Source organism: Endozoicomonas sp. (assembly GCF_965196975.1).
Classification (GTDB): domain Bacteria; phylum Pseudomonadota; class Gammaproteobacteria; order Pseudomonadales; family Endozoicomonadaceae; genus Endozoicomonas.
Map to the genome: position 1 here is coordinate 1,847,312 of NZ_OZ239981.1, position 14,371 is coordinate 1,861,682.

The window sequence follows — 14,371 nt, forward strand, 5'->3', positions numbered from 1 at the left end:
ACTATCATAATTTTCGGCCTAAAACAGAGTTAACTATATCAGCAATAGCTTCCACCTGATCATCCATATGAAGATGATGATTGCCACTCATCGGGTGAAAATGAATATTGGGAAGCTGCTCATGATACTGGGTAATAGCATCACTGATCGCACCACTGTCAACATAGACCATATGGGCAGGACAGGTGATCTGTCGGGGAAATGCCAGGGTCTGCTCAAGGGAAAAACGGGTAGGAGACCCCAACTTAAGCCGCGGGTCAGCCGTCCAGATCCAGTCTTCGCCATCCTCAATAATCGATCGGTCCACCAGCAGCTCCGAGGATTGCCTGGACACTTTGAACTGGCTCATTGCCCTGGCACGAACCGCCTGCTGTTTTGATCGATAGCGGGTTACTGGCAGCTGATCAGCCGGTGTTCTGCGTTGATTGATATAGTCCACCAGCGCCTTAGGGGCATCTCCCGGGTTCCTTGGCCAGGGGAAAAGCCCATCAATCGCCACTAACCCGGTAACCTGATCCTTCAGGACTGAACCCGCTGCCATGGTACTGACCACCCCTCCCATGGAATGACCGAGCAGACCAAACCGTTCAAGCTTCAGAGACTCCGCAATATAGACCAAATCTTCAACGTAGTGCCAGACATCATAACTGAACCACGCTGGACGGTGTTCAGAAAGACCATGACCGGCCTGATCCACAGCGATTAACCGTATCCCCTTTAGTTTTGCTGCCATTGGTGTAAAACTTGCCGCATTGTCAAGCCAGCCATGAAGGGCTATCACCGGTTGCCCCTGAGGGTCCCCCCACTCCACGGCTGCAAATGTCAGATGAGGTGTTTGAATGCTCAGTTCCCTTGGCTGCATCGAAGACTCCTTGTAACGCAAAGCAATGGCCCATTAAAAACAAGATCGCACACCCGAATCAATACCATGGCCGATCTGATAAAATAGCTGAATACTAACACACAGAAGGGACATGGAAATAAGGGGTATCTGGAATGATCAGGAAATTAGAAAACGAAAACAGTTCTTGAAGAGCTGCCCACTTCAAAGACAGGGACAGCTCATGAGTCAGCCAGCTACTTTGAGAGTCGCAGCAGCTCGAGAATACGAATGAACAAGTTGATAATGGCCATATAAAGCAAACCACCAAAATCAATAGCCTGATCCAGCGTATCACCACAATCCTGCATATCAGCCCAATGATAGCCAATATAGCCGCACATGCTGATGGCAACAATCCAGTGAAAAAAATTACCACTCTGGCCAAACAGGAGAATCCAGCCAAATTCAATAACAACTACAGACGAGACAATCACAGCAAGAATCGTGTGAAGGCGCATAAATAATTTTGGTAAAAGGGTTGCGGCTATAATCATTCCAAATGTGGTCCATGCCGTATACTGAATGGCACGAATCACCTCTTCACCACTAAAGTACCCAAGATAAATATTTAACAGAAAACCGACAGTAGAGGTCATAATGCTATAACCAATAAAACTGAAAAGTGGCATTTCGTAATAGAGCATAATTACCACCCCAACCCCGCTCATCACAAAACAGAGAAGCAGAAAGACCCAGAGGTCAAGTGCTGTCAGCCATTCCGTAGGAAAATACTGTACAATCCAATAGTTGAGTAGAAAGCCCCACATCAGAACAAGACCAACAACCAGATTGAATACCGGCTTGCTGACCTGTCTATCCTTAAGAAAAATCAGAGTTAGATACTCTGTAAAATCCCTTTTCTGCTCCATTTCCATAAGCACCCCAATCAAGACAATATAAACGACACATTTTTTTTAAACAATGAGAAATATTACCTTATGTAGAGGCCGAGTGAGGAGTCAGTGTTTTCCTTTAAAAAGGCGGTATAACATCGTATTAAGAGCAGGCAGCGAATGATTATTCCGAGAGCTAATCATCAAGAATGGCAACCGCCCGTGTCCAGCCTGCAGATGCACCACGAATTTTTACCGGAAAACAGGAAACCATAAAGCCTTTATCCGGAAGTGCCTCCAGATTATGAAGCTTCTCCAAATGGCAGTAGGCCATATGTCGACCCGCTTTATGGCCTTCCCAGATCAGCGAAGCATCTTTTGTTTTCTGGTATTTCTCTGCAGTATGCACAAAAGGGGCATCCCAGCTCCAGGCATCTGTCCCCGTCAGCTTAACCCCTCTCTCAAGCAGGTACATCGTGGCCTCAAGGCCCATCCCACAACCAGAAGCCACATAATCATCCTTACCATACCGACTACCAGCCCGGGTATTGACCACAACAATATCCATTGGCTGCAATTCATGACCTATTCTGGCTAATTCCTGCTCAACATCTTCAGCCTTCACCACGTATCCATTATCAAAATGGCGAAAATCGAGTTTTACCCCTTGCTGAAAACACCAGTCCAAAGGTACTTCATCAATGGGTATAGCCCGCTCTCCCTCATTCATTGTGGAATGAAAATGATAAGGAGCATCCAGGTGCGTCCCGTTATGGGTAATCAACTCTACTTTCTCAATAGCCCATGCTTCCCCATCCGGCAGGTCTTCCTGTTCCAGCCCCGGGAAAAAAGGGGCTATTTGAGAGAATGTGTCTTTATGGGACATGTAAGTAATCTTAGGGCCGTATCCCGGGGGATCGGATATCACATCATTTTCCAGATGCATGGAAATATCAATTATCCGTCTTGGCACAGAAACTCTCCTCAAATCGGTTCTTTTTGAATCTGTATATTTATAGTCAACTAGCACTTAGGCAACTAACGCGCGCCCAACTTTACGCCTCAACACAAAGATAATTATCAGTTTCCAGGATCTGATCAACCTTAAAAGTTGGTCCTGATTAACTTATGCCAAGAATAGATATGATTGGATATTATAATTTATTAATGAGCACTAATCGTAGTAGGTAAAGAGCTATCATGCTGAGTTCTACCACCTTGAAGTGGTAGAAAGCTCATCTCACGCAGCACCTTCCTTAGGCTTTGGCTCAAACATAGGGGGAAGCAGAGGCATCGTCATAGCCTGATGTACCAGCGCCATAATGTCCATTTCGCAGAGACGATGAAGGACCGTAATATCGTCCAATACATAATACAATGGCTGCAAGATATCGATCCGGTAGGGTGTTCTCAGTGCAGTCAGTGGATCAAAGGGTGCTCTGACGGGAATATTACTATCCAATGCATAGGCCGTTTCACCATAGCTGGAGAGAATGCCACCTCCGTAGATACGCAAGCCCTGTGAGGTATTCAATAAGCCAAACTCAACCGTCATCCAGTAAAGTCTGGCAAGATAAACCCGTTCTTCTTTGGTGGCAGCCAATCCAAGCCTGCCATAGGTTTCCGTAAAGTCAGCAAAATCCTGGTTGGTGAGCAAAGGACAGTGGCCAAATATTTCATGAAAAATGTCCGGTTCCTGAAGATAATCCAGCTCTTCTCTAACCCGAATAAAGGTAGCAACAGGGAATTGCTTGTCCGCTAAAAGCTTAAAAAAACTGTCAAAGGAAATCAGAGCAGGTACTCTGGCAACTCCCCAGCCGGTTTTATCATTAAGAACCCGGTTGATTTCATCCAGCTGGGGGATACGTTCTGATGGCATGGAGAGCTCTTCGATACCGCTCATATATTCATCGCATGCCCGGCCTTTCAGTAACTCAATCTGTCGGTGATACAGAATACTCCAGGTTTCGTGCTCCTCTTCCGTATATTCAATAAAGCCCGACTCATCAGGCTTTCTGGCCTGATATTTGGATGACTTCATAAATACTCTCCCCGACCTTGTTGTTGGGGTAATGAATTACCGAATTACCCCACACGATTGAAGGTTCATTCCCTGAAAAGCCTATAATAAATATAGGCCATCTGTAGTTACGCCACACCGAATAAAAACATAAATTATTTTTAAATCAATGCATTACAGTTAGAGTAATTAAAGAACCCCTCTTTTAATCTGGTCTCGTTCTATGCTCTCGAATAGAGCGGTAAAATTACCTTCACCAAACCCTTCATCACCTTTGCGTTGTATGATTTCGAAGAAAATTGGCCCGATAACCGTTTCTGTAAATATTTGCAGCAGCAACCCCCCGTCTTCTGTAGGTGCCCCATCCATAAGAATGGCGTTTTTCTTGAGCTCATCCAGATTCTCATGGTGCCAGGGCAGCCGACCCGAAAGCATCTCATAATAGGTATCAGGAGGCGGTGTCATAAAAGCAGTACCATTCGAGCGCATAGCCGGCACCGTGTGATAAATATCTTTAGAGTACATGGCAATGTGCTGAATACCCTCACCGTTGTATTCCTTAAGATATTCTTCAATCTGACTCTTATCATCAGAGGACTCATTAATAGGAATTTTTACTTTTCCACAGGGACTGGTCATCGCTCTTGACTTCAACCCTGTTAGCTTACCTTCAATATCAAAATACCGGATTTCACGGAAGTTAAAGATATCTTCATAGTATGATGCCCACTTATCCATGTTACCCTGATGAACATTATGGGTAAGATGATCAATAAACGTCAGGCCAACCCCTTCCGGCTCCTGATCTACCCCCTCGATGGGAACGAAGTCCACATCATAGATCGAGCCTTTATCACCGTAACGGTCAACCAGGTAAATCAGGCTGCCGCCAATGCCAACAATGGAGGGAATATTCAGCTCCATTGGCCCACTCTGGGTCGGCCCTGGTTCACAACCCAGTTGAAGTGCCCTCTCATAGGCAAAAGCCGCATCTTCTACCCGAATGGCAAATGCACAGGCACAGGGACCATGTTCACGGGCAAATTTCTGGGCAAATGAGTCAGGCTCGCCATTAACGATAAAGTTAATTCCCCCTTGGCGATATAATGTCACCTCTTTAGATCGATGGCGCGCTACCGGAACAAATCCAAACTGTTTGAAGAGGCTGTCCAGAGCAACCGGGTCAGGCGCTGCGTATTCGACAAACTCAAACCCGTCGGTTCCCATCGGGTTCGTGCTGGTAATCTTTGACATTTTGTTCGTTGTCATGCTTCGTCCTCTTTTACATTCCAGCCACAGTATAGAAAAAGTATACGATTGGCCTGATGCAAAAGCCTTGCGATCTGCAGCCTCCTTACGCAAGATGATACAAAAGGTTTGCATCAGATGAATTGGCGGAGCCATCAAACTGGGCTTACACTTCCTGACATAAGCAGCCAGACCTTCAGTTTTTGTATAGATCCTGTCAATAATTTCGGCAGAAGCGCTGATTGTCCGAGGCTGATGATGGAAGTCGAGCATTATCCCAGTTAGAAAAGATGATTAACCTGCGCATTTCTGTATTGCAACGAAGTGCGGCCTAAAGGTAGCGAGGGATCGGATGATGAGCAGGAATGTACTGGATACTTACGACATAAGGCTATTATCTGCACTCCAGCAGGACGATGCGTTATCTCTGCAATGTCTTGCAGAGCTGGTCAGCCTGTCAGCATCGCAATGCTCACGACGGATCAGTCGGTTGAAAGCTAAAGGTTATATCCAGAAGCAAGTCACTTTATTGAATCCACAGGCTGTAGGCCTGGATGTGGAGGCCTTTGTCACGGTTGCTCTTGATAATCATACGCCGGACTCTGCAACCTATTTCAAAGAAGCCATCCTTAAAATGTCCCCTGTGATGGAATGCCACGCCATCACGGGTAGTGATGGCGACTACCTATTGAAGGTTGTCGCAAAAAATCAGCAGGCACTCTCTTTTTTCCTGATGGAAGAGCTGATGAAAGTTCCCGGGGTCAGCCAGATTAAAACAGCACTGGCACTTTCCGCCATTAAATCCACTACGGCACTGCCACTCAGTTTATAGAGGGTATTATGGAGTTCCCGATGAAATTCACCCTAACTGGCACAGGCAGTGTGAAAGGTTGCCCAGTTTACGGTTGTGACTGCCCCGCCTGTATCAAAGCCATCATGGATCCTTTTCTCAGACGCAGCCCAGCATCTGCACTTCTGGAATCTGATGGAGAACTCATTCTTATTGATGCCGGACTGACAGATATACAAGAGCGTTTTCCTGCAGGTACCCTTAAACAGGTTCTTTTAACGCATTATCATATGGATCATATTGCTGGATTGTTCAGCCTTCGATGGGGGAGCGCCTTCAAAATATCCGTAATGGGCCCTGATACTTCCGATGCTCCCGTCGAGCTGATGAAGCATCCGGGTATTCTCGATTTTTCCCAGACAACCACTCAGTTCTCCCCCTTCAGTATCAACGGCGTCAAGGTAACCCCCGTTCCCCTGAGTCATTCCCGTCCGACATTTGGCTATGTTTTCGAACGCAACGGCAGAACCCTGGCCTATCTGACAGATACCCTGGGACTGCCAGATGAGACCCTTACCTTTTTGACCAGTAATCCTCTGAATGTCATGATTATTGACTGCAGCTACGCTCCGGATATGTCTGAACCTCCCGGATCTCACAACAACCTGAAAGATGTCATGGAGCTCCACCAGAAGATAGAACCATCGCGCACGATACTCACTCATATTGGCCATGAGCTGGATAACTGGATGAATGCCAACCCTTTACCAAAAGATATTGAAGCTGGGCATGATGGGCTGGTAATCACGCTTTAAAAACCCCATAGAAATGCGGCGCCTCTGACTCCACTGGAGTCACCATGCATGGCTTTTACTACGGGGGTAGAACATTCCCCACCGAACACCCACTCAGAGAGTTGTACAGGAAGTGCTTGGTAAAGACTGTCTACGTTAGACATTCCACCACCTAATACAATCACATCGGGATCAAGTGTATTAATGACCTGCGCCAGGCCTCTTGCCAACCGATGTTCGTACAGCTCCAATTCAGCAATAGCTTCGAACTCACCCTGCCCGACATTTTCGATAATGCACTCAGCTGACAAAGCCTTTCCTGTCCGACGCTGATATGACTGGGAAAACCCAGTTCCTGACACCCACGTTTCGAGGCAATTGACTCGCCCGCAATAACACTCAAGTGGCGGCTCATCACCGTGATTCAGCCAAGGTAAAGGATTATGTCCCCACTCTCCTGCCACCTCATTTATTCCTGAGTGAACCCTGCTGTTGATCGCAATTCCAGCGCCACATCCTGTGCCAAGAATTGCAGCAAATACGACTCCCTGCCCTTTTGCAGAACCATCAATTGATTCAGATAACGCCATACAGTTAGCATCATTGGCTACACGAATCTCCCGTTGCAGACGATCACTGAGATCATAATGAAGACATTCTCCATTTATCCACGTCGAGTTTGCATTTTTTACCTTACCCGAAACGCTTGAAACTGTTCCTGGGATACCCACACCCACCGTTCCCTTCTGCCCCAAATAGACTTCAGTTTCAGAGACCAGTTGAGATATAACACCAAGGGTTTGCTGATAGCACTCCCTTGGTGTGGCTACCCTCTTTCTAAAAAGCTCATTTCTAGCATCGTCAAGGGCAACAACCTCTATTTTAGTACCACCAAGATCAACCCCAATTCGCACTGCAAACTCCAGATAAGAAAGCAACAACAGTAGATATTCTATTTTAAAAACTTAAATGAGGGCTACCAGCGGACAAAATAGCAAGCATCAACTATGTTGAGGTATCTTGTTTAGTAAGCATGCCACATTATTGTTGACTGTGAGTCTTGGCTAGCTATTTGGCTCACGCTGTTTGGAGCTATCAATATGTCAGATTACACCGAGCTGATGGGTGAGCTGCTGGAGCTTGGCGTCAATGCCAACCCGGCGTTTCCATTTACCACCTGCATCCTTGACTCTTCCGGACAGATACTCGTTACCGCCTGCAATGCTTGCCATATAAGTCCCCTCTATACCGCTGAAGGGCTGGCTCTGCATCTACTATCCAGTGAATTTGACTGCCACCAGAAACAGTCATTGACACTCATCACAATTTCAGAACCCGATGACCTGAGCCTGATGGCGATCTTCTGGGCGCGTTGTCGGGGAATCCACATTAATGAGATTATTTATGGGGTTTCTCGAGCTGATCTGAAAAAAATCTGGACAGAAGATCCTAGCCAGAGTTTGGATGAAAACCTCAAACGCTACCCGGACGATTTTAGAAAAAGCCTCACGATTCATGGCCAAATACTGGCTAAGGAATGCTGTGAAGCATTTGAAGAAGGCAAAGCCATGTTCGATAGGGGCGATGACCCAGTGAGAAGCATGGATATTGACCAGTACTGGATGACCGGTGATTGGTTAATTGACGACTGGGAAGAAGAAATAGGCCAATAGCAAACCCATGAAATACGATAGGAGGCCAGTTCAAACGCCATGGAATTTATCGTATTGCCGTTTTTTGGTGATGTGTCAGAGCTGTTGATCTGATACATTCCTAACTTTTTGAGTCATCTATGGCTGTAGTTCAAGTTGCCTGTATCCATTGTCAACAAACGATCAATGTTGTTAAGAACGGGAAAGCTGAAACGGGTCACCAGCGGTATAGATGCAAGGACTGTAATAAGAGCTTCCAACTTGAGTATCGCTATAATGGCAATCTGCCTGGTACTCATGAGCAGATCATAAAGATGACCATGAATGGCTCCGGGGTCAGAGATATCGGACGTGTCCTTGAGATCAGTCCAACGACTGTATTGGCTCATTTAAAAAACTCGACCCGCCAACAGTAACACAACTCCCCTTCGAAAATGCCCAAGTCAAGATTATTTTCGAAATGGATGAGCAGTGGTCATTTGTTGGTAGCAAGAAGCAGCAACGCTGGCTGTTTTATGCATGGGAGCCACGTTTCAAGAAGATCATTGCCCATGCGTTCGGCTCCAGAAGCACAGAGACGCTCAAAAAGCTGTTGGGGCGTCTGGCCCGCTTCAAAGTTAGTTTTTACTGCACAGATGACTGGCAGCCATACACATCCTGTTTACCAGAAGATAAACATATCATTGGAAAGCACTTTACTCAGCGGATTGAGCGGCAGAATCTGACCTTGAGAACTTGCTTGAAACGGTTATCCAGAAGGACTATTTGCTTCTCAAGATCAATAGACATTCATGATAAGGTTATCGGGGAATTTATCTCGCGAAACCACTATCAACAGTTTTGATACATCACCCGTTTTTTCAGCACTCATAACCATTAAATCAATACAGTGGACGGTCAGTGCTCTTAGCTAAACAAGGAAAAGAATAAAGTTAATTGTTAACATCGGAGAAATCATAAAAAATCATCAAGCCCTTTTGATACCAAAACAGCCATTAGACTTCCAAACCGTAAATCAAATATAAAAAATTTTGGAGTCAATGAGCTATTGACTCCACCCACCAGTAAAGACAGAACAAACTATTAACAAGAACAAACGATTCAAGAACTTTTAGATCATAAAACTGTCTAATCAGTTAACCTATTGTTTTTTTTGATATTTTAAAAGGGTGCTCTCTCAATTTGATAACTGACTCATAGGTTAGCTTCAACCTTTCCAGTCATGAACTCAGACCAAAGTTGTTCCCAGCGCCCCTTACTCTGGATCAGTGCTCTTGTTGTCAAAAGCACTTCCGCTCCTGTTGCTTTCCACCTCATTCCAGAACCACATAATCGTTGCTTTACCAGAGTCTTACAAGCCGCTTCAGTAACTCCTGAACCTATTGGCCAATGGCGTTTAAGCGCCTGATGATAATTCATTAACTGGTGATTGTTTGTAAAATAGCTCACAGCTTTGTAGCGCTTCTCTGTCAGTGCGATTGTCTTTTTCGGGAGCTCGGCTGATTCAATTTCCTGAAGGATTTTTTTGGCTGCTCCACGCTTGTTTTTCAAACTATGTAGCCTGTCTTCAAGCCACTGGTGTCGCTTCGCCTTACTGGTTGGAAACAGTGCTTCCGCTGCTCCAGCTAAATATTCAGATGCATGATAAAAATCGAGTATCTGCCCAGAGGTATGTTGTTTCAAATAACTCCAGTTTTCTCTAGCCCCGTCAGCTACCCCGATGTATGTGGCATTTGGGTAGAGTCGTTTTAGATCTGCAATCTCCTCGTCGAGCTTGCTCATAAAGCTTTGTTTACCATACTCTGGCGAACTGGCTGTATATATCGTGTGGAGCCTGTCTCCATCTGCAGAATATAGGCTCAATGTCCCACACATGGCTTCCCTCCAGCCTTCTTCACAAAGCAGCATGCAGGTTCCATCCAGACCAATGGCTATTGTTTCAACAGGCTCTTTTAGTGGAGGAAGGTGGTAGTGAGTGTCTTGCTGGTCTTCAATTAATGCACCTACTCTGTCCGATAAATGCTTGATATAAGAATTTGAAAGCGTCCTTTGATGGTTGGTCTCAAAATCTTCTTTTACCGCAGGCGCTGGCATCTGGCTGTATTTCCAGGCGATAGACTTGGCAAATTTGGGGGTAGCTGAACCAATAATACCGGCACGAAGATCAAGTGCTGCCAGAGTACTGCCACCTCTGACACCCTGATATACGGAGCGCTCCAAAGGTATACGACCGTATAAGGTTTCATAGTGCTTAAGAACCTTTCCTTTGTAGTTCCACTTCTGCTGATTAACGACGATAGGTTCTTTATTGGGTGATTCAAATAGCCCCAATAACTCTTTTGTTCCAAGCTGCCCGGCTTCATTGAGTGCACGCTGTAAACTATCTTCAAGATTCAGCATGTTGCCTGAATCTATAGAAACTTCAATTTGCAAAACGATGCTTTTGGTAGAGCTGGAAATAACAGAAGCGGGCATGACAGTTAACTATTATGAGTGGTGTTCCCATAGTAGCTGTGAAAATAGAGCACTATTGTTTCAATCATTCAGAGAGAGCACCCTTTTAAAACAACAGCAAAATCCAAGGAATAAGGTATGACAATAATTACCCAAGAGCAAGCATTGCAAACCTCTGTGACAGCACTTGATGTTTATAATCCAGCGAGCTGGCAATCATTAAACCCATGTTACGGTAGAACCAGAGAGGGTCGCGCAGTTTGCCAACTTGAACTTGAGAGTGGTTTTTTTAGTTACCTGAAAAACGCAATAAAATGGTATTTCTGGGCAAATGACTACAAAGCTGGCTTAAAGTCACTCGAAGAGGACAGCGAATTATACGCACGTCTAGTCACACATGCGGATAATGGTCTGATCCCCTACATCAATCGAGGAGAATTTGATATACCTCTACTACCTATAGCAGCAGATCATGGTAAAAATGTTTCATCTCATCATACAGAAACCCCATTGAGCTCCAGATAACCAGCCCAACTGACGATGGATCCAAACACACCAGATAAGTTTCCAAATACGGTTAATATTGGTGTGGTAGGTCAATCAGACGCAGGAAAAGGAAGTCTTATTAATGCATTGCGTGGGATAGCCCCACGAAATCCTGAAGCAGCTAAGACGGGTGTTTCTGCTACCTGTCAAGAAGAGACAAAGCGTTATCAACTTTCGGACTCACAGTTTTTATGCGAACTACCGGCTTATGGCTCATACAAATGGCCAACGCAGCATTTTTCAGAACAAACCAAACTATTGAAATATGATGCACTCATTATTGTTGTTTCTGTCGGGGCTTCTGATTCACTGCAAATTACACAACAGGCTAAAGATGCTGGCATTCCGTTCCATATTGTCAGAGCCAAAGCTGACCGAGATATTGAAGACGGATTACGTGATAATGGTCTCAGACCTGAAGAGACCATGCAAAAAATATCAGAGGAGATGTCAACACTACCTTCCAGAAATCGCTTGAGGCCAGAAGGCTTGTATCACCTAAATTTAGCCAGTAAAGATCAAGGAGGAGACAAACCTAGCCTTGCTCATCTGCAAAAAGCACTTCTCTCCCAGAAAAAGTTAGATAAATGGTAACTATTCAGCACCCTTCATATAAATCTGGAATTTTCTGATTTTTCGACCATCATCTTATACTCAATTTTTCTAACAAATCTCCAGTATGGAACCAGACTTCCCAGCTACTCCGTTTACCGAAGCTCTCCTTAAAGAGAATGAAGAGCTTCGGACCGAGAATGCGCTTTTACGGGAACGTTGCAGCGAACTGGAAGAAAGGGTTAATAAAAACAGTCAAAACAGTAGTAAGCCACCATCGTCAGATGGTTATCAAAAGCCCAGTAAAAAAGGGAGTGATAAAGGTGATACATCTTCCAAAGAAGCCCCCTGCTCCTCACAGGAAACACCGAACCCCAAAAGCCTTAGACCATCTTCAGGCAATAAACCAGGTGGCCAGAAAGGTCATCAAGGCTCTTGTTTGAGACGTGTCGCCTTACCCGATTATGTCAGGCATCTGAAGGTTGAAAAATGTTGCTGTTGCCAGTCTTCGCTTATCGATATTAAACCCACCAAATACATTGAGCGACAGGTTTTTGATCCAGGTAGACCCGGAGAATTTGAAGTTACCGCGTACTGGGCAGACGTTAAAGTATGTCCTTGTGGTAAACGGAACACCGCTGAGTTTCCCCAAGGAGTGAAAGCCGCTGCTCAATACGGAGAAGTGACTCAGGCAATGGCTGTTCATTTAAACCAGTATCACTTCATCCCATATCACCGGGTGTCTGAGTATTTCAATACTATTTATTGCATGAGTGTCAGCGCAGGCTCTGTTGCCAATTTTGTTGCCTATACCCATGAGAACCTGGCCTCTACTGAGCAGAGTATCCGCGATGCTTTACAAGAAAGTCCGGTTGCAGGAGCGGATGAAACTGGCATGCGGGTTGACGGTTCACTGTGGTGGTTACACATTATGCGAGATGACCAATGGACGCTTTACTACCTCTCAGAAAGGCGAGGTTGTGAAGCAATGGATGCAATGGGCATCCTGCTGACTTTTGCAGGCATTCTGGTTCACGATCATTGGAAGTCCTACTTTGCCTATGCGGCAGTGCATGTGCTTTGTAATGCCCATCATCTGAGAGAGCTTCAGGGAGTTGTCGATAGGGATGCGAATAAGCTGGCTCTGCGGCTGATGAAATTGCTTACGCTCTCCTGGCACTTCTGCAAGAAATACAAAGCAGCCGGTCTGACTCAAATGCCTGGTGCAATACAGCTTCGCATTGAGACGATATACGACCAAATCCTTCAAAGGGCTCTCACGAAGGAAACCGCTTATATGGAAAAACAACGACAGGTGCTTGGACGTAAGAAGGTCAGGAATACCAAGGCCTACAACCTGTTCAAAAGGCTTATTGAGTTTAAGGTTGAAACGTTGCGCTTCATGTCGGACTTTTCAATTCCCTTCGATAACAATGGCAGTGAACGTGATGCCAGGATGGCCAAACTTAAGCAGAAGATCTCAGGCTGCTTCAGAAGCGAAGACGGAGGTACCATGTTTACCCGAATCCGAAGCTATTTATCATCTGCTAAAAAGCAGGGGTTGAACATATTTCAGGCGCTTCTTAAAGCGGTTCGAAATTACAACAATACGCCTTTGCTGGGTGCTGAATAGTTACGATAAATGATAAAAATAAGATGGCAGCTTAAACGCATGAAATATCGACTTAAATGATAAATGCTGTGTTTTACAACATATAATCAGCATGAAACATTAAATGTTCTTCTATAAATGTGGCAACAAAATAATAGGAATGATCGTAACCTTCCTGTATTCGTAGATTTAAAGGATACCTTTTCTCGGCTGCAACCTGTCTTAATACTTCAGGTTTGAGCTGCTCTGATAAAAAAGAATCATCACTCCCCTGATCAACCAGTGCAGGAACGGGGTTACCGCATATTTTTATCAATTCACTGGCATCGTAAGCTTTCCATAGCGCCCGATCAGCCCCCAGATAGTTTGCAAACGCCTTCTGCCCCCAGGGTGAGTTGATCGGGTTACTGATGGGGCTGAAAGCAGAGACTGACGAATAACGATCAGGGTTTCTCAGAGCCACCACAAGCGCACCATGCCCTCCCATCGAGTGACCGGCAATACTCCGCTTATCATTAACCGGAAAATAGTGCTCAATAAGATCGGGCAGTTCGGTAATCACATAATCGTACATTCGATAGTTCTGACGCCACGGCTGTTGCGTGGCATTCACATAAAAACCGGCACCGAGCCCGAAATCGTACGCCGACTCAGGGTCATCCGGAACACGATCCCCCCTGGGACTGGTATCCGGTGCGACAATGGCAATTCCTAACTCTGAAGCTATACGCTGAGCTCCAGACTTCTGCATGAAGTTCTCATCCGTGCAGGTCAGTCCAGATAACCAGTACAAAACGGGAACCGGTTTATACTGGCTTTGAGGAGGCAGATAGATGGCAAAACGCATGTTGCAGTTAAGGGTTTGTGAGTCGTGGGTGTACTGCTTATGCCAGCCACCAAACAGCTTATTGCTGCTGATATTCTCAAGAGACATAGACTTTGCTCAGTAAGGTCAGGCCTTGCAGAATAAGCAGCAAGGCCTTGGTG

Annotated in this window: 15 protein-coding genes; 7 read left to right on the forward strand and 8 right to left on the reverse strand. The window is 45.4% G+C overall.

Translation table 11 applies throughout. The annotated features are described in order from the left end of the window. Positions 1-4: 4 nt before the first annotated feature. The 5 genes from ACOCLE_RS08170 to hppD all read right to left on the reverse strand — a co-directional run bounded on the left by ACOCLE_RS08170 (position 5) and on the right by hppD (position 5,005). Positions 5-862 carry an alpha/beta fold hydrolase gene (locus ACOCLE_RS08170; protein ID WP_419536288.1) on the reverse strand — a complete coding sequence of 286 codons (858 nt, stop codon included), beginning with the start codon at positions 860-862 and terminating at the stop codon, positions 5-7. A 215-nt stretch (positions 863-1,077) separates the two neighbouring features. After that, entirely contained in the window at positions 1,078-1,758 is a 681-nt protein-coding gene (locus tag ACOCLE_RS08175) for a Bax inhibitor-1 family protein (RefSeq protein ID WP_419536289.1), read from the reverse strand. 154 nt (positions 1,759-1,912) lie between these two features. Further along, entirely contained in the window at positions 1,913-2,689 is a 777-nt protein-coding gene (locus tag ACOCLE_RS08180) for a cyclase family protein (RefSeq protein WP_419536290.1), read from the reverse strand. Between the two features lie 267 nt (positions 2,690-2,956). After that, positions 2,957-3,757: a phenylalanine 4-monooxygenase gene (phhA, locus tag ACOCLE_RS08185; RefSeq protein WP_419536291.1), complete on the reverse strand. Its 801-nt coding sequence runs from the start codon at positions 3,755-3,757 to the stop codon at positions 2,957-2,959. Between the two features lie 168 nt (positions 3,758-3,925). Beyond that, positions 3,926-5,005 (reverse strand): 4-hydroxyphenylpyruvate dioxygenase, encoded by a 1,080-nt coding sequence (gene hppD, locus ACOCLE_RS08190; RefSeq protein WP_419537179.1) that lies wholly within the window; start codon positions 5,003-5,005, stop codon positions 3,926-3,928. 334 nt (positions 5,006-5,339) lie between these two features. On the opposite strand from hppD, the gene ACOCLE_RS08195 reads away from it, so the two are divergent. Continuing rightward, the gene (locus ACOCLE_RS08195; RefSeq protein WP_419536292.1) at positions 5,340-5,816 is read left to right on the forward strand and encodes an Lrp/AsnC family transcriptional regulator; all 477 of its coding nucleotides are present in this window, start codon (positions 5,340-5,342) and stop codon (positions 5,814-5,816) included. 20 nt (positions 5,817-5,836) lie between these two features. After that, positions 5,837-6,589 (forward strand): phosphonate metabolism protein PhnP, encoded by a 753-nt coding sequence (gene phnP, locus ACOCLE_RS08200; RefSeq protein ID WP_419536293.1) that lies wholly within the window; start codon positions 5,837-5,839, stop codon positions 6,587-6,589. On the opposite strand, the gene mak is transcribed toward phnP, so the two are convergent. After that, a complete protein-coding gene (gene mak, locus ACOCLE_RS08205) occupies positions 6,586-7,509 on the reverse strand; it encodes a fructokinase (protein WP_419536294.1) in 924 nt (307 codons plus the stop codon). The two genes, phnP and mak, sit on opposite strands and share 4 nt — an antisense overlap. A gap of 159 nt (positions 7,510-7,668) precedes the next feature. Here mak and ACOCLE_RS08210 point away from each other — a divergent pair, with 159 nt between their 5' ends. Beyond that, the gene (locus ACOCLE_RS08210) at positions 7,669-8,241 is read left to right on the forward strand and encodes a hypothetical protein (RefSeq protein ID WP_419536295.1); all 573 of its coding nucleotides are present in this window, start codon (positions 7,669-7,671) and stop codon (positions 8,239-8,241) included. A 119-nt stretch (positions 8,242-8,360) separates the two neighbouring features. Then, positions 8,361-9,064, forward strand: a protein-coding gene (locus ACOCLE_RS08215) for an IS1 family transposase (RefSeq protein ID WP_419534371.1) whose coding sequence is annotated in 2 segments (ribosomal slippage) — positions 8,361-8,604 and positions 8,604-9,064 — 705 coding nt in all. Because the reading frame shifts where the segments join, the coding sequence is not laid out codon by codon here. Between the two features lie 350 nt (positions 9,065-9,414). Here the strand turns inward: ACOCLE_RS08215 and ACOCLE_RS08220 are convergent. After that, positions 9,415-10,695 (reverse strand): ISKra4 family transposase, encoded by a 1,281-nt coding sequence (locus ACOCLE_RS08220; RefSeq protein ID WP_419532972.1) that lies wholly within the window; start codon positions 10,693-10,695, stop codon positions 9,415-9,417. A gap of 117 nt (positions 10,696-10,812) precedes the next feature. Here ACOCLE_RS08220 and ACOCLE_RS08225 point away from each other — a divergent pair, with 117 nt between their 5' ends. The 3 genes from ACOCLE_RS08225 to tnpC all read left to right on the forward strand — a co-directional run bounded on the left by ACOCLE_RS08225 (position 10,813) and on the right by tnpC (position 13,405). Further along, positions 10,813-11,199, forward strand: a complete 387-nt coding sequence (locus tag ACOCLE_RS08225; protein ID WP_419536296.1) for a hypothetical protein — start codon at positions 10,813-10,815, stop codon at positions 11,197-11,199. A 15-nt stretch (positions 11,200-11,214) separates the two neighbouring features. Continuing rightward, entirely contained in the window at positions 11,215-11,814 is a 600-nt protein-coding gene (locus tag ACOCLE_RS08230) for a GTPase (RefSeq protein ID WP_419536297.1), read from the forward strand. 85 nt (positions 11,815-11,899) lie between these two features. Next, on the forward strand, positions 11,900-13,405 hold the full coding sequence (gene tnpC, locus ACOCLE_RS08235; protein WP_419532963.1) for an IS66 family transposase: 1,506 nt from the start codon (positions 11,900-11,902) through the stop codon (positions 13,403-13,405). Between the two features lie 73 nt (positions 13,406-13,478). Here tnpC and fghA read toward each other — a convergent pair whose 3' ends face one another. Further along, positions 13,479-14,318 (reverse strand): S-formylglutathione hydrolase, encoded by an 840-nt coding sequence (fghA, locus tag ACOCLE_RS08240; RefSeq protein WP_419536298.1) that lies wholly within the window; start codon positions 14,316-14,318, stop codon positions 13,479-13,481. Positions 14,319-14,371 lie beyond the last annotated feature (53 nt).

Coding starts and splice junctions, on each gene's coding strand:
- ACOCLE_RS08210 (WP_419536295.1), top strand. CDS start 7,669: ATGTCAGATTACACCGAGCTGATGGGTGAGCTGCTGGAGCTTGGCGTC.
- phnP (WP_419536293.1), top strand. CDS start 5,837: ATGAAATTCACCCTAACTGGCACAGGCAGTGTGAAAGGTTGCCCAGTT.
- hppD (WP_419537179.1), bottom strand. CDS start 5,005: ATGACAACGAACAAAATGTCAAAGATTACCAGCACGAACCCGATGGGA.
- fghA (WP_419536298.1), bottom strand. CDS start 14,318: ATGTCTCTTGAGAATATCAGCAGCAATAAGCTGTTTGGTGGCTGGCAT.
- ACOCLE_RS08175 (WP_419536289.1), bottom strand. CDS start 1,758: ATGGAAATGGAGCAGAAAAGGGATTTTACAGAGTATCTAACTCTGATT.
- tnpC (WP_419532963.1), top strand. CDS start 11,900: ATGGAACCAGACTTCCCAGCTACTCCGTTTACCGAAGCTCTCCTTAAA.
- ACOCLE_RS08220 (WP_419532972.1), bottom strand. CDS start 10,695: ATGCCCGCTTCTGTTATTTCCAGCTCTACCAAAAGCATCGTTTTGCAA.
- ACOCLE_RS08230 (WP_419536297.1), top strand. CDS start 11,215: ATGGATCCAAACACACCAGATAAGTTTCCAAATACGGTTAATATTGGT.
- ACOCLE_RS08170 (WP_419536288.1), bottom strand. CDS start 862: ATGCAGCCAAGGGAACTGAGCATTCAAACACCTCATCTGACATTTGCA.
- phhA (WP_419536291.1), bottom strand. CDS start 3,757: ATGAAGTCATCCAAATATCAGGCCAGAAAGCCTGATGAGTCGGGCTTT.
- ACOCLE_RS08225 (WP_419536296.1), top strand. CDS start 10,813: ATGACAATAATTACCCAAGAGCAAGCATTGCAAACCTCTGTGACAGCA.
- ACOCLE_RS08195 (WP_419536292.1), top strand. CDS start 5,340: ATGAGCAGGAATGTACTGGATACTTACGACATAAGGCTATTATCTGCA.